The organism is Sphingomonas sp. CCH5-D11 (assembly GCF_001557395.1).
Taxonomy (GTDB): domain Bacteria; phylum Pseudomonadota; class Alphaproteobacteria; order Sphingomonadales; family Sphingomonadaceae; genus Sphingomonas.
The window spans coordinates 1-20,332 of sequence record NZ_LSKH01000023.1; the positions used below are offsets into that span (position 1 = coordinate 1).

Annotated in this window: 13 protein-coding genes; 10 read left to right on the plus strand and 3 right to left on the minus strand. The window is 65.2% G+C overall.

Annotated features, from left to right (window positions below):
* Positions 1–276, minus strand: a 276-nt coding sequence (locus AX702_RS01365; RefSeq protein ID WP_156455308.1) for a hypothetical protein, incomplete at its 3' end; no start/stop codon positions are given.
* Positions 277–708: 432 nt separating this feature from the next.
* Here AX702_RS01365 and AX702_RS01370 point away from each other — a divergent pair.
* From AX702_RS01370 to AX702_RS01410, 9 genes are all read left to right on the plus strand, one after another.
* The gene (locus AX702_RS01370; protein WP_066775413.1) at positions 709–1,425 is read left to right on the plus strand and encodes a TetR family transcriptional regulator; all 717 of its coding nucleotides are present in this window, start codon (positions 709–711) and stop codon (positions 1,423–1,425) included.
* Between the two features lie 92 nt (positions 1,426–1,517).
* The gene (locus tag AX702_RS01375; RefSeq protein WP_066775415.1) at positions 1,518–3,035 is read left to right on the plus strand and encodes an AMP-binding protein; all 1,518 of its coding nucleotides are present in this window, start codon (positions 1,518–1,520) and stop codon (positions 3,033–3,035) included.
* The gene (locus tag AX702_RS01380) at positions 3,032–4,399 is read left to right on the plus strand and encodes a spinster family MFS transporter (RefSeq protein WP_093063306.1); all 1,368 of its coding nucleotides are present in this window, start codon (positions 3,032–3,034) and stop codon (positions 4,397–4,399) included. Before AX702_RS01375 ends, AX702_RS01380 begins: the two co-directional genes overlap by 4 nt.
* A gap of 30 nt (positions 4,400–4,429) precedes the next feature.
* Positions 4,430–5,212: an SDR family oxidoreductase gene (locus tag AX702_RS01385; RefSeq protein WP_066775418.1), complete on the plus strand. Its 783-nt coding sequence runs from the start codon at positions 4,430–4,432 to the stop codon at positions 5,210–5,212.
* A gap of 186 nt (positions 5,213–5,398) precedes the next feature.
* The gene (locus AX702_RS01390) at positions 5,399–6,658 is read left to right on the plus strand and encodes an acetyl-CoA C-acetyltransferase (RefSeq protein WP_066775421.1); all 1,260 of its coding nucleotides are present in this window, start codon (positions 5,399–5,401) and stop codon (positions 6,656–6,658) included.
* 114 nt (positions 6,659–6,772) lie between these two features.
* Positions 6,773–8,161 (plus strand): 2OG-Fe(II) oxygenase family protein, encoded by a 1,389-nt coding sequence (locus AX702_RS01395; protein ID WP_066775423.1) that lies wholly within the window; start codon positions 6,773–6,775, stop codon positions 8,159–8,161.
* Positions 8,162–8,258: 97 nt separating this feature from the next.
* Positions 8,259–11,036, plus strand: coding sequence for a M14 family metallopeptidase (locus tag AX702_RS01400; protein WP_066775424.1), 2,778 nt, complete (start codon positions 8,259–8,261; stop codon positions 11,034–11,036).
* A 352-nt stretch (positions 11,037–11,388) separates the two neighbouring features.
* On the plus strand, positions 11,389–14,439 hold the full coding sequence (locus tag AX702_RS01405; RefSeq protein ID WP_066775425.1) for a TonB-dependent receptor domain-containing protein: 3,051 nt from the start codon (positions 11,389–11,391) through the stop codon (positions 14,437–14,439).
* 23 nt (positions 14,440–14,462) lie between these two features.
* Positions 14,463–15,920: an amidohydrolase gene (locus AX702_RS01410; protein ID WP_197420459.1), complete on the plus strand. Its 1,458-nt coding sequence runs from the start codon at positions 14,463–14,465 to the stop codon at positions 15,918–15,920.
* Positions 15,921–16,118: 198 nt separating this feature from the next.
* Here AX702_RS01410 and AX702_RS01415 read toward each other — a convergent pair whose 3' ends face one another.
* Both AX702_RS01415 and AX702_RS01420 read right to left on the minus strand, forming a co-directional pair.
* The gene (locus tag AX702_RS01415; protein WP_066775426.1) at positions 16,119–17,087 is read right to left on the minus strand and encodes a FecR family protein; all 969 of its coding nucleotides are present in this window, start codon (positions 17,085–17,087) and stop codon (positions 16,119–16,121) included.
* Positions 17,087–17,770 (minus strand): RNA polymerase sigma factor, encoded by a 684-nt coding sequence (locus AX702_RS01420; RefSeq protein ID WP_082745913.1) that lies wholly within the window; start codon positions 17,768–17,770, stop codon positions 17,087–17,089. The genes AX702_RS01415 and AX702_RS01420 overlap by 1 nt, the downstream gene beginning before the upstream one ends.
* 20 nt (positions 17,771–17,790) lie before the next feature.
* On the opposite strand from AX702_RS01420, the gene AX702_RS01425 reads away from it, so the two are divergent.
* On the plus strand, positions 17,791–20,331 hold the full coding sequence (locus tag AX702_RS01425) for a TonB-dependent receptor domain-containing protein (protein ID WP_066775429.1): 2,541 nt from the start codon (positions 17,791–17,793) through the stop codon (positions 20,329–20,331).
* The last annotated feature ends 1 nt before the right edge of the window (position 20,332 follow it).

The following is a 20,332-nucleotide window of genomic DNA, read 5'->3' on the forward strand; positions in this document are numbered from 1 at the left end:
GATCGGAGTGGGGGCCTGGTAGCCGTTGGAGACGACGCGCGAACCGGTGACGACGATATCGCCATCGGTCGAGGATGCGGACGCGGTCGGCGCCTCACTGGCGGGATCGAGCGTTTCGGTCTGGGACTGGCCTGGCGTGCCCTTTTCGGCTTCCCCAGCGATCGCCGCGTCCGGCACGGTGCCAAGTCCAGCGGGAGGCGTTTGGGTCTGAGCCATGGCGGGCGTCGCGCACAGCGCGATGGTGGAACAGCACGCCATAATGTTGAACAGCTTCACAGGCTTTCCTCTCCCTTGAACGCCGCGTCGATCAGCCGTGCTGCGCCGCGCCCAAATTTGGGCTTTCAGCGCACGCCCCTTGTGACGCGCTTTACAACTTCGGACTTAACGATTGGACAACTGAGCGCTTAATGCTCTTTCACTACGCGCTTTACAAGCGTCAAAACGGCGATGTTGTGGATGTGCGGGAGTGAAAGAACGCGGTTCTGTCACCACCTGAGATCAAGCGGCGCTTGGTAGTGCCGTTTAAGTGAGCTCGACGTTGCGCTTCGGAGAGGCATGGTTTTAACAGCCTTTAATCTCGCGTTTTACACACGTGAAAAAAGGCGTTAGAGATCGGGCAGTCGGCGTGCGATCGACGGGAGAGCAGATGAGTTCGAGGCGACAAACTTTGTTATCGATCCGGACGAACGCCTTCGTGGAGTCCGCGGCATGTCCGTGAGCGAGCGCGAGGCCGCGATTGCCGATGCGGTGGATGTTGGCGCGGTCACCCCGCTAGCCGAAGCGGCCGCGTCAAGCGCGGGAAGTGCCCGCCTTGGTGCCTCGGGACGCGAGATCCTGCTCGATGCGGCACGCGACCTGATGATCGTCCGGGGCAGCAGCGAGGTTTCGCTGCACGCCATTGCGCGTCGCGCCGGCGTGACCGCGCCGCTGATCAAATATTACTTCGGCAGCAAGGAAGGGCTGATGACGGCCCTGGTAGAGTCGGACACGGCTCGCTCACTGGGGCAGCTGGAACAGCTGATCGACCTTGATGTCTCGCCGACGCAGAAGCTCAAGCTGCACGTTACCGGAATCATCCGCACCTATGCGCGGCATCCGTATTTGAACGGTCTGCTCAACCGGCTGGTGCGTGAGTCCGAATCCGAGGCGTCCAGCCGCATCAAGGCAAATTTCGTCGAACCGCTGATCAAGGCGCAGCGCCGGATCATCGAGGCCGGCATCGCCACTGGCGAGTTTCGCGCGATCGACCCCAATCACGCTTATTTCCTGATCGTCGGTGCCTGCCAGTATCTGTTCGCCACACGCGTGCCGTTTGGCGATCTGATGGATGGCGCGCCGTCACAGGACGCCTTTGTCCGCACCTATACCGCCGCCGCGCTCGACTTCATCCTGAGAGGATTGGGCGTTGCGCCGGAGCAGAACTGAACCGGCCAGACGGGTCATGCCGACGGCCTGACGCACTCAAGCCACCCGCTCGCAATCGACCGGTCCGCAACGAACAAGGAGAGGGATAGCCGATGCATCCGCGTCACTTCGCCAGGGAGACGCCCGGCAAAGCCGCTTACATCATGGCTGGCAGCGGCGAACAGGTTACCTACGCCGAACTGGAAGCACGCGCCAATCAGGTGGCGCACTGGCTCCAGTCGCAGGGCGTGCGCGCCGGCGACGTGGTTGCGCTGATGGCGGAGAACCACCCGCGGTTTTATGAGCTGGTTTGGGGGATGCAGCGGATCGGCGTCCACTATCTGGTGATTGCCACTGCGCTGACGCAGGGCGAAGTGGCCTACATTCTGCGCGACGCCGATGCGCGCCTGGCGATCCTGTCGGCCAAGGTTCTGGGGCGGCTGGGCGACGCACAATTGCCTTGTCCGACGATGTGCCTGGATGACGATCTCGTGGCGACGATCCGTCGCTTCCCGGAAGTCCCGGTGGACGCGGAGGCGCCCGGCACCGACATGCTCTATTCGTCCGGCACAACCGGCTTTCCAAAGGGCATCAAGTCGCCATTGCCGGCCAGTTTCGAGCAGCCGCCGCGCGCGGTAGAGATCGGATCACGCTTTTTCGGCTACGATCAGGACAGCGTCTATCTATGTCCTGCGCCGCTTTACCATGCAGCGCCGCTGCGCTGGAGCCTCGCGATCCACCGTCTGGGCGGGACGGTGATCCTGATGGAGAAGTTCGACGCGGTCGCGGCGCTCTCGGCGATCGACAGATATAAGGCGACGGTGGCGCAGGTCGTGCCGACGCATCTCGCGCGGATGCTGGCGCTGCCTGAGGCGGAACGGACGCGCCATGATCTTTCCACGCTGAAGTCCGTGTTCCACGCCGGTGCGCCATGCCCGGTGCCGCTGAAGCATCAGGCGATCGCCTGGCTCGGGCCGATCATCGGTGAATTCTACAGCGGGACCGAAGGGGTGGGGCTGACGGTCGCGACCTGCGCCGATTGGGTCGCGCGGCCCGGCACGGTTGGGCGGGCCATACAGGGCGAGATCCGCATTTGCGGCGAGGATGGCGAGGAACTGCCGATCGGGGAGGAAGGGCTGGTGCGCTTCGCCAACCCCAATCCGTTCAGTTACCACAATGACTCCGAACGAACCGCGGCCGCCTACAATCAGCATGGCTGGCCCACGCTTGGCGATATTGGCCGTGTCGATGCGGACGGCTTTTTGTTCCTGACCGACCGCGCCAATTTCATGATCATCTCGGGCGGCGTGAACATCTATCCGCAGGAGGTGGAGAACCGACTGCTGGAGCATCCCGACGTCGCGGACGCTGCGGTGATCGGCATGCCCGACGCGGAGATGGGCGAGCAGGTGACGGCACTGATCGAGCCACGAACGTGGCCCGTGGTGAACGAGCCCGAGCTTACCGCGCGGCTGGACGCCTTCGCGCGTGAGGGGCTGAGCGCAGTCAAGGTGCCGCGTCGCTATGTCTTTCGCCAGACGCTGGAGCGGACGGACGCAGGCAAACTGGTCAAGCGACGTCTGCGGGATGCGCTGATCGCCCAAGACAATAACGAAGGAATGGCAGCATGAGCAGTGCGGCACGTGCGTTGACCGACGTGGCTGAGGCGGAGGCTGAGGCGATCACGCCAGAGGCGACGCCTCAGGACTTCCCGCTGCCAAGCGCGATCGCGGCCCGCTACACGGTTGGGCTGCTGACAATCGTCTACATGCTCAATTTCGTCGACCGGCAGATCGTCAACATCCTGGCCGAACCGATCAAGCGCGACCTGGGACTGGCGGACTGGCAGCTCGGCGCGATGACCGGCCTTGGCTTCGCAATGTTCTACACGACGCTGGGCATTCCGATGGCGCGGCTGGCCGAGCGGTGGCATCGCGGGCGGATCATCGCCGGCTGCCTGGTCGTTTGGAGCGGCTTCACGGTGGTCTGCGGCATGTCGACCACCTTCGTTCAGATCCTGCTGGCGCGGATCGGCGTGGGCGTGGGCGAGGCCGGATGCACGCCATCGGCGCAGTCGTTGATCGCGGACAGCGTGCCGCTCAACAAACGCGCGTCGGCATTGGGCACCTTTTCGATGGGCGTGCCAGTGGGCTCGCTGGCGGGCCTCGTGCTCGGCGGGATCGTCGCGCAAAGCTATGGCTGGCGGGCGGCGTTCATGGTGGCGGGCGCGCCGGGGGTGATCCTGGCACTGATTGCCTTTGCCACCTTGCGCGATCCGCGGCCGAGCAGCACGCCGGCCTCGCGCGCGAACCTGCTGCCGCTGAGCGCGGTACTGGCGCAGCTTCGCCAGCAGCCGGCCTTCTGGTGGCTGGCGGCGGGATCGGCGATCACCTCCTTCGTCGGCTATGGCCAGCAGGCGTTCTACGTCTCCTTCTTCCTGCGCAACTATACGCCCGAACTGGCCGCGGCGGCGCAAAGCGTCGGCTTTGCCGGACCGCTGGCATTTGTGGGCGTGGCATTGGGCATCGTTCTTGGCGTGTCGGGCGGGATCGGGACGCTGGTCGGCGGCCGCCTCGGCGATCGCTTCGCGGCGCAAGGGCCAGGCGGATACGGCATGGTCGCCGCGATCTCGATGCTGATTGCCGGGCCGCTGCTCGCCGCGGTGTTCTTCCTCGGCAGCGGGCTGACGATCCTGGCGCTGCTCGCCGTGCCGCTGTTTTTCAAGAACATGTGGTTCGGCCCGGTGTTCGCCGGCATTCAGGGGATGATTCCGCAACGCTCGCGATCGACCGCCACGGCGATCTTCCTGTTCGTGCTCAATGCCGGTGGGCTGGGGCTTGGGGCGTTGCTGACCGGCCTGATCAGCGACATGTTCGCGACGAGCTACGGCGAGGCGGAGGGCGTGCGTTATGCGCTGGTCGCCACCTCGCTCGTCTCCTTCCTGTCCGCCGCCTGCTTCTGGCGCGCCGCCGTGGCGATGCGCCGGGCGGCGTGAATTCTTACATGATCAACAAGGGACCATTTCATGCAGATTACCGCTGATACCGCCGCCGTCGTGACGGGCGGCGCCTCCGGCCTCGGCCGCGCCAGTGCCGAGGCGCTCGCCGCCGCCGGCGTGAAGGTCGCCATTTTCGACCTGAACGAGGAAGCGGGACAGGAGGTCGCCGATGCGATCGGCGGCATCTTCTGCCACGTCAATATCATGAGCGAGGAGTCGGTGCTCGCCGGCTTCGAAAAGGCACGCGCGGCGCACGGCCAGGAGCGCATCCTGGTCCATTGCGCGATGGCGAACCGCAAGGGCAAGACTGTCGGTCGCAACAAGCAGACCGGCGAGTTCACGCGCTTCTCCACGGAGGATTTCGCCTTCGCCACCGACGGCATCCTGATCTCCAGCTACCGCATGGCGTCGCTCTCCGCCTTCGGCATGGCAGGCCTGGAGCCGCTGGAGGATGGCGAGCGCGGAACGATCATCATGACCTCGTCGGTCGCGGCGCAGGACGCACAGATCGGGCAGGTCGCCTATGGCGCGGGCAAGGCGGGCGTGAACGGCATGGTCCTGCCGATGGCGCGCGACCTGATGGACCTCGGCATTCGCGTCAATGCGATCATGCCCGGGATCTTCGGCACGCCGCTGCTCGGCAAATTGCCGCAGCAGGTGTTCGACAACCTCAATGCGTCGGTGCCGTTTCCCAAGCGGCTGGGCAAGCCGGACGAATATGGTTCGCTGGTGCTGGAACTGGTGCGCAATGCTTATTTCAACGGCCAGTCGATCCGGCTGGACGGCGCGATCCGCATGGCGCCTCGGTGAAACGAGCGTGCGGAACACCGACTGTTCCACCCGTCATCCCGGACTTGATCCGGGATCCATGGTTCCGCACACACTGAGGCCGATGCGTACGCGGCCCGTTGGATCCCGGATCACGTCCGGGATGACGGCGCGAGTGGGGCTGCGACCCGGCCCAAGGACAAGTCCGGACTTCAAAGAGGTACGATCATGACCACCGCCTATATCGTCGATGCCGTTCGCACCCCGCGCGGGGGTGGCAAGCTGGGCAAGGGCGCGCTGACGCATCTTCACCCGCAGCATCTCGGCGCGACCGTGCTAAAGGCGCTGAAGGAGCGCAACAATCTGGACACATCCAAGGTGGACGACATTATCTGGTCGACCAGCCAGCAGCGCGGCAAGCAGGGCGGGGATCTCGGCCGCCTCTCCGCGCTCTACGCCGGCTATGACACCAAGGCGTCTGGCGTGACGCTGGATCGCTATTGCGGTGGCGGGATCAGCAGCGTCGGCTTCGCCGCATCGCAGATCATCGCCGGGTTCGAGGATGTCGTGATCGCTGGCGGCACTGAGATGATGAGCCACCATGCGGAGGCGGACAGCTGGGAACAGGGCACCCCCCTTGCGCAGCTCGGCCGCGCCAAGGGCAATTACGCGCTGTACGACGAACACCCGATCTCGCACGTCGGCGTCGCTGCGGATGCCATTGCCGGCATGGAGGGCATCACGCGCGAGGAGCTCGATGCCTTTGGTGCCGAGAGCCAGCGCCGGGCGGCCGTGGCGATGGAAGGGGGGCGTTTCGATAAGAGCGTCGTACCCGTGTATAACGACGACGGCTCGCTCGCCCTCGATCGCGACGAGTTCCCGCGTCCGCAGACGACGGCGGAAAGCCTTGCGACGCTGAAGCCGAGTTTCGTGGCGATCAACGACGTCGCCGCCTCGCCGGACGGCACGACGATGAAGCAGATGATCCAGCGAAAATATCCGGATCTGGATTGGGAGCCGGTGCATCATGCCGGCACGTCGTCTGGCGTGGTCGACGGCTCTGCGGCACTGCTGCTCGCATCGGAGGAAGGGCTGAAGGCGAATGGCTGGAAGGCGCGGGCGCGGATCGTCACCGCGGTGAACCATGGCGATTGCCCCACGCTGATCCTCAACGCGCCGGTTCCCGCCGCGAAGAAGGCGCTGGAGCGTGCGGGCCTGACAGTTGACGACATCGATGTTTGGGAAATCAACGAAGCGTTCGCCGTCGTGACGGAGAAAGCGATCCGTGATCTGGGGCTGGACCGTGCCAAGGTGAACGTCAACGGCGGCGCCATCGCACTGGGGCATCCGATCGGCGCGACGGGCTCGATGCTGATCGGCACCGCGCTTGACGAACTGGAGCGCACCGGCGGCCGCTATGCGCTGATCACGCAATGCGCCTTTGGCGGCATGGCGCCGGCGCTGATCATCGAGCGCGTCGAGGGCTGACGTGACTTGGGCAGGTCCGCGCGGCTTGTGGAGATGCAAAAAGGTTCGTGGCGGGATGGGGTGCCGCCACGAACGCGGCTTGCCACTGGTCTTGGCTGACGGATAGTCAGGTGCATGGACCCGGCAAAGGAGCAGGATTGGAGCGCTCGCGCAGCCGCCTTGAAGGCGGCGGGGGATCTGCCGGGCGCCGCGCAGGCCTATGCCGCTGCCGTTCGGATGCGGCCGCAAAGCGCGGTCGCCGAGCACAATCTGGCGGCGACGCTTGGCGATCTGGGGGATCATGCCGGCGCGATCGCCGCCACGCAGCGCGCCATCCACAAGGGCGGAAACGCGCCTGAAACATGGCTGGTGCGCGCACGGTCGCTTCAGGCGATGGGCGATACGGCTGCTGCCGAACACGCCTATCAAGAGGCGATCAGGCGCCGTCCCGATTATGCGGTGGCGCATCGCGATCTGGCGCAATTGCGCTGGATGCTGAGTGCATCGCCGGCGGAGGCGATGCGATCACTGGATGGCGCACCAGACACGCGGGAGCTTGCCCTTGTTCGCGCCACGGTGCTTGGCGGGGTCGGCGATCAGGCTGCTGCCCGGCGGGTGGTGGCGCAGGCGTTGCAGCGCGGGCCGGGCGACCTGGCATTGCAGCTGACGGCCGCGGCTCAGGCGGGGCGCGCTGGCGACGCGGCGGCCCAGCTTGCCCATGCCACGGCCGCCCTGAAGATTGCGCCCGCGTCCATTGAGGCGGGGAGGGCGGCGGTCGAGGCGCTGCTTCATGCAGGGCGGATCGGGGAAGCTGTCGGCCTGGCCGAGCGGGTGGTGGCGGCGGCGCCAGACGACCAGGCGGCCCTGGCCCTGCTTGCCACGGCATGGCGGCTTTCGGGTGACACGCGCCACACGCTGTTGTGCGAGGACAAGGCTCTGATTTCGCACGACCTTATTCCCGTTCCGGCCGGCTGGTCCGATCGCGATGCGTTTCTGCACGAGCTGGCGGGTGCGTTGCGGGAACTGCACGGCTGGCGGTCGCATCCGCTGGGTCAGTCACTGCGGCATGGCAGCCAGACGCAGGTCGATCTGACAAAGGTGCAGGTGCCGGTGATCCAGGCGCTTTTCGCGACGCTGCCGGTGCTGATCGATGCGCATGTCGCCGGGTTGGGGCGGGGCGATGATCCTGTGCGGCGGCGGATCGGGGTGGGCTGGAGAATAGCCGGCGCCTGGTCGGTTCAGCTGCAACCGGGCGGCTTTCACACCGACCATGTTCACCCGGAGGGTTGGCTATCATCCGCTTTTTACGTGTCGCTACCAAAGGTCGTGGCGCGAGAACCGGAGGGCTGGCTGGCGTTCGGGCGGCCGGGGATTGCGACAACACCGCCGCTGGAGCCTTTCCGGCGGCTGCGGCCCGAACCCGGCATGCTTGCACTCTTCCCGTCTTACCTGTGGCACGGCACCGAGCCGTTCAGCGGCGAAGAACCGCGCCTGACCGTGGCGTTCGATATCGTGCCGGGGTGAAGATCGGGAAGTTTCGGAGAATTTCGGAAAGTGTCGGGTGCGGTTTGACCGCAAACGTGCGTCTTAGGGTTCAGCAGCGATATAAACGGGGGGTAATATGACCAGATTGGGACTTTTCTGCGGGGCGGCGGCACTGGCGCTCGCGGTTCCGGCATTGGCCGATCCGATCACCCCCAAATCCGGCACGCTGCCGTCGCCGGCGGAAGCTTTTCCGACCGAGCCTGGAAGCGATTATTACCTCGCCAACTACGATGCCTATGAGAAGTATCTGAAGACGCTGGCGGCCCAGTCCGATCGCATGAAGCTGATCGACATCGGCAAGAGCGCCGAGGGGCGGACGATGTGGACGGCCGTTGTTTCCTCGCCCGCGAACCTCGCCAAGCTGGACCGCTATCGTGAGATCGCCCGCCGGCTCGCCAAGGCAGAAGGCGTGAGCGAGGCGGAGGCCAAGACGCTGGCCGCCGAGGGTCGCGCGATCGTGTGGATCGACGCCGGGCTGCACGCGACCGAGACGGTGACGACGCAGAGCCAGATCCACGTTCTCTACCGGATGCTGAGCGGACAGGATGCCGAGACCAAGCGCATCCTGGACGAAACCATCGTGCTGTTCGGGCATGACAATCCCGATGGGCTGCAACTGGTCGCCGACTGGTACATGCGCAACCCCGACCCCAAGGATCGCGAGTTCCGCACCATTCCGCGGCTGTACCAGAAGTATGTCGGGCACGATAACAACCGCGACAGCTTCATGTCGCAGATGCCCGAGACGACCGCAGTGAACCGCGTGCTGTTCCGCGACTGGTATCCGCAGATCATCTTCAACCAGCACCAGACCGGCCCCGCCGGCATGGTCGTGTTCGTTCCGCCGTTCCGCGATCCCTTTAACTACAACTACAGCCCGATCGTAATGACTGAGCTGCAGGAAGTCGGCGCGGCGATGCATAGCCGGCTGGTGTCCGAGCAGAAGCCGGGGTCGGGCATGCGCTCCGCGGCGCCTTATTCCACCTGGCACAACGGCATGGTCCGCTCGGTTGCGTATTTTCACAATTCGATCGGGCTGCTGACGGAGATCATCGGCGGGCCGACGCCCGAGAAGATCCCGCTGATCCCCGACTTCCAGCTCGCGCGCAATGACGAGCCGCTGCCGGTCGCGCCGCAGGAATGGCACCTGAAGGACAGCCTGGAGTATCAGAACTCGCTCGATCGCGCCGTGATGGACTATGCCGCGCGCAATCGCGAGCGGCTGCTGATGAACATCTGGCGCATGGGCGACCAGGCGATCGCGCGCGGCAAGCGCGACAGCTGGACGATCACACCCAACGACGTGGATGCGGTGAAGGAAGCAGCCAAGGGCAAGACGGCCGAGGGCGGCGAAGTCTATTTCCGCGGCCCGCCTCCGGTCGACAGCGGGCTCTACAAGACCGTGCTGCAGGATCCGGCGAAGCGCGATCCGCGTGGCTATGTGCTGCCGCCGATGCAGCGCGACACGCCGACCACGATTGCCTTCCTCAACGCGCTCTTGAAGACGGGTGTCGATATCGAGCAGGCGACGGCGCCATTCACGGCGGGTGGCAAGCGCTATCCGGCCGGCAGTTATGTGGTGAAGACCGCGCAGGCCTATCGCCCGCACGTCCTCGACATGTTCGAGCCGCAGGATCACCCGCATGATCTGGAATATCCCGGTGGCCCGCCCAAGGCTCCGTATGACATCACCGGCTATACGCTGGCCTACCAAATGGGCGTGCAGTTCGACCGCATTCTCGACGGGTTCGAAGGACGGTTCGCGCGGGTCACGACCGATCAGCTGACCCCGCCGCCGGGGCGCTTGCTGGGATCGGGCAATGCCGGCTTCATCGTCGGGCATGAGACGAACAACAGCTTCATCCTGACCAACCGGCTGCTGAAGGCAGGCGTGCCTGTCTCCTGGCTGGACGCGCCGACCAAGGCAGGCAGCGTGACCTTCGCGCCGGGCGCGCTGTGGATCCCGGCGACGCCGCAGGCGGCCGCGATCATCGCGCAATCCGCGCCGCTGGGCGTCGATGCCTATCGCGTGTCGCGTGCCCCCAAGGCGGCGAAGACCGCGTTGAAGCCGGTGCGCGTGGGGCTGGTGGATCACTATGGCGGCGTGATGCCGGCCGGCTGGACCCGCTGGCTGCTGGAACAATATGAATTCCCGTTCGAGGTGGTCTATCCGCAGACGCTCGATGCCGGGAACCTGATGGCGAAATATGACGTGCTCGTCTTTGCCGACGGCACGGTACCGGTGCAGCGCGGCGGGGCCTATCCGGGCGGTTACCGCAATTCCATGCCGAAGCCGGCCGACATACCGGCCGACTATCGCGCATGGCTGGGTGACGTGAGCAAGGACAAGTCGGTGCCGGCGATCGATGCCTTCGCCAAGGCGGGCGGCACGGTGATCACGGTGGGCAGCGCCAATGCGCTCGCCTCCATGCTGTCACCGGCGATCCAGCCGGCGCTGGTGACGAAAAAGCCGGACGGGACAGTCGCCGCGCTCGACCACAAGCAGTTCTATATTCCCGGCTCCGTGCTGTCGGCCAGCGTCGATCCGACCAAGCCGCTGGCCTATGGCATGGCGCCCAGGGTGGATCTGTTCTTCGACGAGAGCCAGCCGTTCGTGCCGGCGGCGGGCGCGACCCCGATCGTCACTTTCGACAGCGCGACGCCGCTGCGCAGCGGCTGGGCCGTGGGGCAGGAGAAGCTGAAGGGCACCGTGGCCGTGGCCGAGGTGGACCTGGGCGAGGGCAAGCTGTTCGCGATGGGGCCGGAAGTGACCCAGCGCGCGCAGCCCTATGCCTCGTTCAAGCTGCTATTCAACGGCATCCTCTACGGCCCGGCGAGCGCTGCGGCGCAATAAGGCGGGGGAGGGCGGCTCGGTTTGGCCGGCCGCCCTCAAGAAGTGATTGCTTCCATTTTGATAGTCGGCGCCGTCATGCCCGGCCCGTTCCGGCATCGACGGGAAACGGCAGGGCGCAGCTCGTGGGGAGCGACATTCGGCCTGGATTGAAGGCGCGGTAAGAGTGGCAGTGCAGAAGTGATGGGATGAAATAATGTTATGCAAACGTGCCGTTTCGCGATCTTCTGCTTCTCCGTTTCGCCACGTTTGCGTAATATTTTTTGCACATGCGAGGTGAGGGGTGATCTGGCGTCCGCGTCTTGATCCTTGAGCCGCCCGAGACGAGGCGGCGCTTCAAGGGACAAGACACGCCATGCACCAGCGCTTCGTGCTTCGCACGCTTCTGTCAGTCGGAACGGCCGGCATCGCCCTGATCGCCGCCCAGGCCGCCGCGCAGGTTTCCGTGCCAACTGAAGAAAATCCGCCGCCGGCTGCTGCCCAGGCGATTGCCGAGGCGCAGGATTCGGGCGCCCCTCCGCCGCCCTCCGAAGATATCGTCGTCACCGGTAGCCGCATCGCCCGTCCGGACTATGTCGCCAACTCGCCGATCGTGTCCGTTGGCAGCACCGCGATCGAAAATACCGGCCGTGTGACGGTGGAAAGCACGTTGACGCAATTGCCGCAGTTCGCGGGTTCGTTCGGTGCGGGCAACACCGGCAGCACCTCTACCGGCCTGAACGGTGGCCAGGCCTATGCATCGCTGCGCGGGCTGGGGTCGAAGCGGACGCTGCTGCTGCTTGACGGACGCCGTATCCAGCCGTCCAATCCTGACGGTTCGGTCGACCTCAACATCATCCCCGAAGCGCTGATCGAGAATATCGAGGTAATTACCGGCGGCGCATCGACCACTTATGGTTCGGACGCGACCGCGGGCGTCGTGAACTTCCGGCTGAAGCGCCGTTTCAACGGCCTTGAGCTCGCCGGACAAACGGGCGTCAGCGATTATGGCGACGGCAAGAGCTACCGCATCACGGCGACCATGGGGTCGACGTTTGCCGACGATCGCGGCAGCGCGGTGCTGTCGGTCGACTACACCAATCGCGAGCGGGCGGTGCAGGACAAGCGCGACTATTACGTGTTCCGGTCCTCGACGCCGGGCCTATCGACCATTCCGCAGGGCACTGTGCTGTTCGGCGCCAACCTACCGACGCTGGCCGCGGTGAACAACGTGTTCGTTGGGCAATATGGCACTCGCCCGCTTACCGGCAATGCGGCCGGACGCTATACCGGGCAGATCGGGTTCAACACCGATCAGAGCCTGTTCTCCACCGCCGGCGTGCCGGTGCTGAACTTTCGCGATCCGCAGTCCGACGAGGCCTATATCGTCAACTCGGGCACCAACTCGCAGCAGATCAACTTTGGATATAATGGCGGATCGCTGCAGGCAGATCTCGATCGCTGGTCGGTGTTCGGCAAGGTGGATTATGACGTCACCGACGATGTGAAGGCATTCATCCAGGCGACCTACACCAGCTACACCTCGCTCGGCATCACCAACCCAACGCTGGCCTCCAACGTCTATGGCCTGAACGTGCCGGTGACGAACCCCTTCATCTCCGCGGCCTTCCGCTCGATCCTTGCCTCGCGTCCGACGCCCGCCGGTGACTTCACTTTCTACAAGGCGTTCAACATCCTTGGCCCGCGTTACCAGAGCTATGATTATGAGGTGTGGCAGATCACGGCGGGCCTGTCGGGCAAGCTGGGGCTGGGGGACTGGACCTGGGACGTTTACGGTTCGACCAGCCAGGCGAAGTTCTCCAATGAGCAGACCGGCGGCGCAAGCGCGAGCGCGCTGCGCAACCTGCTCTACTCGCCAACGGGCGGCACCGAATATTGCGAAGGGGGCTTTAACCCGTTCGGCAACCTGACACCTTCGCAGGATTGCATCGATTATATCTCGCGCCGCACGCTCAACACCAACGAGCTGAAGCAGCGCACGGTTGAGGGCAACCTTCAGGGAGCGCTCTTCTCGTTGCCGGCGGGCGAGGTGCGCCTCGCGGTGGGTGCGGACTATCGCTACAACAGCTATGGCTTTAATCCCGACAGCGCGCTGAACCAGGCCGACGGGACCAGCGACGTGCTGGGCTATAGCGTTCTGCGGCCGGCCGGCGGATCGGTCGACACCAAGGAAGTCTATGCCGAAATGCTGGTGCCGCTGCTGCGCGATCTGCCGCTGATCAAGCAGTTAGAGGTGAACCTCGGCTATCGCTTCTCAGACTATAATTCGGTCGGCGGCGTTCACGCCTATAAGGTCGATGCCAATTGGCAGGTGTTCGATCCGCTGCGGCTGCGCGGCGGCTATAATCGCGCGATCCGGGCGCCGAGCGTCGGCGAGCTGTTCGCGCCCGTCTCGACCGGGTCGGTCGGTATCGGCACGGCAACCGCGACGACGACGAACGGCGATCCGTGCGACGTGCGCTCCTCCTATCGCCAGGGGGCGAACGGCACGCAGGTGCGCGCACTGTGCCTGGCACAAGGCGTGCCGACGTCGATCATCGACAGCTATCAGCTGGGCACCGCGCAGGTCTTCGCCCTGACCGGTGGCAACCCGGATCTGCAGGAAGAAACGGCTGACACCTATTCGGCCGGCGCGGTACTGCAATCGCCGTTTGGCGGGATGGCGCGCAACATGTCGCTGTCGGTGGACTTCTACAAGATCAAGATCAGCGACGCGGTGGGGCCGCTGTCGATCGCGCAGGCCTTCCAGTTCTGCTTCAACTCGGGCGGCAACAACCCGAGTTTCGATCCGAACAATTACTATTGCTCACTGATCACCCGCAACGGCGCGTCTGGCGTGCCGCTCAATCCGACGCAGCCGCTGCTGAACCTGGGCACCTACAATGTGCAGGGCGTCGACATCCAGTTCGACTGGCGCTTCGGCCTGGACTCGCTGGGGATCGGCGGAGACTCCGGCACCATCGCGCTGAACACGGCGGTGAGCTACCTCGACAAGTTCGAGATCCAGGCGCTGCCAGGAGCGCAGGCCTATGACTATGCGGGATCGATCGGCGTGGGTGTGGAAACCACGGCGGGCACCGCGCACCCGCGCTGGAAGGCGATCACCTCGCTCAGCTATTCGCTCGGGCAGGCGAGCATCGGCTTCCGCTGGCGCTTCATCGACAGCATGGTCAACTCGGCCAAGGTGGTGACGCCGGCCAGCACGACCCGCGGTGTCGAGGCCTACAATGTGTTCGACCTCAACGCCCGCTTCGACGTGGACGACAATACGCAGTTCCGCATGGGCGTGACCAATCTGTTCAACCGCGAGCCGCCGCAGGTGGGCGATACCGAAGGCAATTATGATGCGCAGAACTATGACGTGATCGGCCGCTATTTCTTTATCGGTGCGACCAAGAAGTTCTGAGCGGGTAAGAGGGGAATAACGACGTGAAGACACGAGCCACCATCATTGCGGCGGCGCTGACCGCGGTCGCTGCGCCGGCACTGGCGCAGCAGCTGCCGGCCGCGGACAAGCAGCAGATCCTGGGCAATGTCGCCGCCAACGAGAAAGCGGTCGGCGACACCGCGCTGGCGATCTGGAAATATGCCGAGGTCGGCTACAAGGAGACGCAGAGCACCGCGCTGCTTCAATCCAAGCTGAAGGCGGCAGGCTTTACCATCCAGGCCGGTGTCGCGGGTGAGCCGACGGCGTTTGTCGCCAGCTTCAAGAACGGAGCCGGGCCAGTGATCGGCGTGCTGGCCGAATATGATGCGCTGCCCGGCCTGTCGCAGCTTGCCCAGCCGACCAAGGCCAGTGCGGGCGGGCCGGCAGGGCATGGCTGCGGCCATAATCTGTTCGGTGCCGCCAGCACCTATGCCGCCATCGCGGTGAAGGACTGGATGGTGAAGAACAAAGTGACCGGCGAGATCCGCGTCTATGGCACGCCGGCCGAAGAGGGCGGCTCGGGCAAGGTCTATATGGTGCGTGCCGGCCTCTTCAACGACGTTGATACGGTGCTGCACTGGCACCCGGGCAACGTCAACACGGCCGCGCAGGGCCCGTCCATGGCCAATATTTCGGGCAAGTTCCGCTTTCATGGCAAGTCCGCCCACGCCGCAGGCGGGCCGGACAAGGGCCGATCGGCGCTCGACGGGGTCGAGGCCATGGACTCGATGGTCAATCTGATGCGCGAGCATATCCCGGACCGGACGCGCATCCACTATGTCATCACCAAGGGCGGCAAGGCGCCCAATGTCGTGCCGGACGAGGCGGAGGTCTATTACTATGTGCGCCACACCGATCCGGCGATCGTAAAGGCGACATGGGAGTGGGTGACCCAGGCGGCGCAGGGCGCAGCGATGGGCACGCAGACCAAGGTGGATTGGGAAGTGACTGGCGGCGTCTATTCGCTGCTTCCTAACGAAGCGCTGATGAAGGTCATGGACGCCAGCCTTCAGACCGCCGGGGCGATCAGTTGGACGCCGGAGGAGGTTGCGTTCGGCAAGAAGATCCAGGAGACGCTGGTCAACCCGCCGCCGGTGGAAACCGTTGGCAAGATCGTGCCAGCCGTGATCGTTCCCGATGCCATGGGCGGCTCCACCGATGTCGCGGATGTGAGTTGGAATACGCCGACCGTCGGCCTTTCCACGGCGACCTTCGTGCCGGGATCAGCCGGGCACAGCTGGCAGAATGTCGCAGCCGCGGGATCGAGCATCGGCGTGAAGGGCGCGGTGCTGGCGACCAAGACGCTGGCGCTGGCGGCAGCGGACCTGTTCCGCAACCCCGCCACCATCGAGGCGGCCAAGAAGGAATTCGTCGCGCGGCGCGGTGCGGACTTCAAATATGAGGCTTTGCTGGGCAATCGCCAGCCGCCGCTGGACTATCGTGATGGCGCGGTCGACTAAAAGCTGAGTTACACGACCTGATTGACCTTCCGGTCATGGCGAGGCTTCTGCGAAGCTGCCTCGCCATGACCGGGCTTGTCCGTACATCCACCGGGCCGGAAACCTGAAGCTGTCGAGATTGCGGAAGAGCGGGCCGCCGCAGCGTTGCGGCTGACGAAGCGCTTGATTGGGCCGCGTCCCGATGCGACGCTTTCCCCGTCAGCGAGTAAGCGTAATCGTGTCGCTGGTCTTTGAAGCCACCCGCGCAGCGCGCGTGGCGACCAAGGCGGCGACAAGGGCGTCCGCGCCCCCATCGGTGGTGAAGGAGCCGCTATAGGGTTGCCGCGCAAGATGGCGGTCGGCGATGATGATCCTTGTCGATCCATAGCGGCTGAGTGAAGCGGCTACGTCCGCCAGCGGCACGGCGCTGAAATCGAGTCGCCCGCTGCGCCAGCTTGTGGCGGCCTCTGCATCATGGCCCAGCATGACATGCGTGTCGCTGGCGCGCAGCGTCTCCCCCGGCTGCAGCTTGTGCGTGCCTGCACGGGTGACGACCCGCACCGATCCTTCAAGCAGCGCCACGACCGTCTCGCGCTTTGCGCGCTCCACGCTGAACTGCGTGCCAAGCGCAGTGACGCTATCGCCATTCGTTGAGACAACGAAGGGGTGCGCCTTGTTCTTCGCCACGGTGAAGAGCGCTCGGCCCTGAGCCAATGTGACGGCGCGAACCTCACCCAGCGACACGTCAGCGGCCGAGCGGGCGTCGAGCAGCATGGTCGATCCGTCGGGCAGGGCGACAGAGCGGGGTGATGCGGCAGCGGCATAATGGCGTGACGTGGCGGTGCCCTGGTCTGGCGATTGCTCGATCAGGCCGGAGGCGAATGGCAGGCCGATCGCGGCCACCAGAGCGGCGGCCAGTGCCCCGCCGATCATCCAGCGGCGCGAAGCAGGCGCGGCGACCGGTGCGCGTGCAGCGTCGCGCAGCGCGACGATCGCCGGATCCTCGCCGATCTGTTCGAGCATGACATCGAGCTTGCCCAACTGTGCCCAGGCCTGCTTGCCCGCCGCATCGTTCCTGATCCACTCATCCAGTGCCGCGCGCTCGTCGGCCGGCATGACCGGCGCATGGCTGCGCACATACCAAGCCGCCGCCGCGTCGGCGGGCGTCTTCGCCTGATTGTCGGACATCAGGCGATGGCCGCCGTCAGGATGCGAATGGCCTTCATGATATGCTTTTCGACTGCACTGACCGATATGCCCATGTGACGAGCGATCGCCGTGTAGCTCATCTCCTCAAACCGATGAAGCACGAACGCCTGGCGGGTACGTTCGGGCAAGTCGCCGATTGCTGCAACGAGCTGCGCGAGATCCTCCTTTCCCTGCAAGACGCGATCGGGCGAGCATACCTCAACGGGGTGGTGATCATTTTCCAGCGTCTGGTGGGCAGATCGGTGACGCACCTGATTGCGCCGGGCGTGATCGGTCAGCACGCTATGCGCGACCTGGAACAGATAAGCGGCAGGATTGTCGATTGTCGTATCGCTGCGTCGGGAATGAAGCCGAAGAACGACATCCTGGACGAGATCATCGACATCGGCGGCAGGAACGCGCCGGGAAAGATACCGACGGATCGTCGGCAACAATTGCGTTACCTGAAGATCAGGCCGGCAATCAGAATCGTCCCGTATTTCCGCCCTGAGCAACAGCGACCGCCCCCCGTGCCGATTGGAGTGCCCTCCTCCCCAATGCCCTTTCTTTCCAAAGGGCTGAACCGGCAGTCGATCATTTTGACGATGGATCGTCAACCCGGCTTCTGTTTGGTTGTTCCATAACCTTTGCTCAATGTTGTGCAGCGCCGCGAAGCTCGGCATGATCCGGGCGGGGAAGGCGGGTGCATACGGGCGCAGTCGGGCGGAATTTGTGGTTTATCGGCGTGGTGACGGCGCTGGCTGGGCTTCAGCCGATCGCTGCCACCGCTCAGATTCGGACGCGGCCCGCCGGGGACGTAGCGCGCCTCCGCCACGCGGTCGCCGCCGGCTCGCTGGACCGCGTGTTGCATGAGATTGCGGCGGCGGCGGGCGTACAATTGCTGTTCGATCCAACGATTGTGGCAGGCTGGTCGGCCCCCGCCATCCCGCGCAACTTGCCAGTCACCAAGGCCTTGTTCCGCGCGCTCGCCGGCACCCGGCTGCAAGCGCGAACGGTGGCGCCTGGAATGATCGTGCTCGAACGGCTGGCGCCGGCCAACGTGGCCGTTCCGGTGCCCGACAGTGACATCGTGGTCACGGCATTGCGCAGACCGACGCTGTTGCAGCGTACGGGCATGAGCCTGACGGTCGTGTCCGGCCGCATGCTGGCGGAGCGGCGCGCCTATGACCTGCGCGGGCTGACGCGGCTGGCGCCCGCCGTGAACCCGATCAACACCGGTCCGTTGCAGCAGCGCCTGTCAGTGCGCGGCGTGACGGGAACGGGCGAAAGCACCGTTGCGACCTATTTCGGCGAGGCACCGGTCAGCGCGCCTTCCGGCACCGGCTTCGACCCCGGGGCGGTCGCGCCGGACGTCGACCTGATCGATATCGATCGGATCGAATTGCTGCGCGGCCCGCAAGGAACGCTGTATGGCGCAGGATCGATGGGCGGCACGCTGCGCACGATCTTCAACCGCGCGGACATCGCTGACTTTGATGGAGAGGGATCAGCGGAGGCCGGCGTGACCGCGCACGGCAGCCCCAGCTTCGCCGCGCATGCGATCGTCAACGTCCCGATCGTACGCGGTGCGCTGGCCATTCGGGCGGTGATTGGCCGCCGGCGGACGGGCGGCGTGATCGACAACGACAGGTTGGATCGATCCGATACGGACAGGGTGACGCGGGAGAGCGAACGGCTGCTGGCGAGCTGGACGCCGAGCGACAGGCTGGATGTCGAGGCGACGTGGCTGCGGCAGCGCAACCGTATCGATGACGCGGGCGTGGCCGAAGCGAGTGCGGCACGGCTGACAACCCGCTCGCCAGTCCGCGTGCCGAACAGCGAACGCCTGTCGCTGCTGACCACGACGCTGCACTGGGCGCCCGGCCCCGTGCGGATGACGGCCACTGCGTCCCATTACGCATGGCGCATCGTGAAGCAGCTGGATTTCACCCGCGTGCTCGCCGGCCAGCGTGACAGCACGGCTGCCTGCACGCGGTACAGCCTCTCGCTGGGTGAGGAGGGTTGCGGGCCTGCGCAGCGCACCCGCTACCAGGCGTGGCTCGATACCAGGCTGCCGGGCGCCCTGTACCAACCGATGAGCGTCGACGGCACCAGTGGCGAGCTTCGGTTCGACAATGGCGATGGCGGGCCGGACGGCTGGACGGCAGGGGTGTTCATCGAGCATCGCGCGGACGAGGTGGCGAGCTATGCCGTGCGGTCGGATGCGGGCACGGGCCTTGTTCTCGAGCCACTGGATGTGACGGGTGTGCGGCTGATCGAGACGGTGCTGGATCAGCAGGCGCTGTTCGCCGAATGGCGGCATCGGATCGCCCCCGATCTGACACTGACGTTCGGCGGGCGGGTCTATCGCTATCACCGGTCGGCCAGTGGATCGACGCCAATCCCCAACATCATCACCGGTACTGGGGCGATCACCAGCGGCGACTCCAGCAACACGGAAAAAGGGGCGAACGGCAAGATCGAGCTGACATGGGCATCCGACGGCAAGCCCACGGTCTATGTCATCGTCGCCGAAGGCTTTCGTCCCGGCGGCGTGAACATCACGCCCGAGCTGAACGACGATGAGCGTGCCTATCGCGCCGATCATCTTTGGAGTTACGAAATCGGTGTGAAGACGCCGCCGTGGGGCGGGCTGACCCTCGAGGCGTCGGCCTATCACATCAACTGGCAGAACACGATCTTCGCCACCACGAGTGCAAATGGAGCTTTCGTCTACAACACCAATCTGACCAGCGTGGCGATCACGGGCGGGGAAGGGCGGGTGGCGTGGAGCGGCGCGCGCGTGCGGCTTTCGGCCACGGCGGCCTATGTCGATGCCCGGCTGACGGCGGATACGTTGCTGGGCACCAGCGATGGCGTGGGCAAACGCGGCGATCGGCTGCCGAACGTGCCGCGAGTCACGTACGCATTGCTGTGGGACTGGGCGATTGATGCCTCGCACGATGCCGCGCATTGGACGCTGGGCGGTGCGCTGAGCGGCAATGGCGCGATGCATTCGACGTTCAGCCGGGACAGCGCCTTTCACGAACGCACGCCAGCGCGGGTGCTGGTCGATGCCTATCTGCTGTACCGGCGCGGCGCCTGGAGCGCGCGCCTCGGCGTGGACAATATGTTCGATGCGCTGGCACCGAGCCGGATCAGCTCCAGCAACTTCGGCATCGGGCAGATCTATGCCGCGCGTCCCCGCACCGTCACGCTTGGGCTCACGCGGCGCTTCCGCTGAA

Bases quoted from the DNA above. Each gene is read 5' to 3' on its own strand.
- AX702_RS01370 (WP_066775413.1), top strand. From the start codon at position 709: ATGTCCGTGAGCGAGCGCGAGGCCGCGATTGCCGATGCGGTGGATGTT.
- AX702_RS01375 (WP_066775415.1), top strand. From the start codon at position 1,518: ATGCATCCGCGTCACTTCGCCAGGGAGACGCCCGGCAAAGCCGCTTAC.
- AX702_RS01380 (WP_093063306.1), top strand. From the start codon at position 3,032: ATGAGCAGTGCGGCACGTGCGTTGACCGACGTGGCTGAGGCGGAGGCT.
- AX702_RS01385 (WP_066775418.1), top strand. From the start codon at position 4,430: ATGCAGATTACCGCTGATACCGCCGCCGTCGTGACGGGCGGCGCCTCC.
- AX702_RS01390 (WP_066775421.1), top strand. From the start codon at position 5,399: ATGACCACCGCCTATATCGTCGATGCCGTTCGCACCCCGCGCGGGGGT.
- AX702_RS01395 (WP_066775423.1), top strand. From the start codon at position 6,773: ATGGACCCGGCAAAGGAGCAGGATTGGAGCGCTCGCGCAGCCGCCTTG.
- AX702_RS01400 (WP_066775424.1), top strand. From the start codon at position 8,259: ATGACCAGATTGGGACTTTTCTGCGGGGCGGCGGCACTGGCGCTCGCG.
- AX702_RS01405 (WP_066775425.1), top strand. From the start codon at position 11,389: ATGCACCAGCGCTTCGTGCTTCGCACGCTTCTGTCAGTCGGAACGGCC.
- AX702_RS01415 (WP_066775426.1), bottom strand. From the start codon at position 17,087: ATGTCCGACAATCAGGCGAAGACGCCCGCCGACGCGGCGGCGGCTTGG.
- AX702_RS01420 (WP_082745913.1), bottom strand. From the start codon at position 17,770: ATGCCGAGCTTCGCGGCGCTGCACAACATTGAGCAAAGGTTATGGAAC.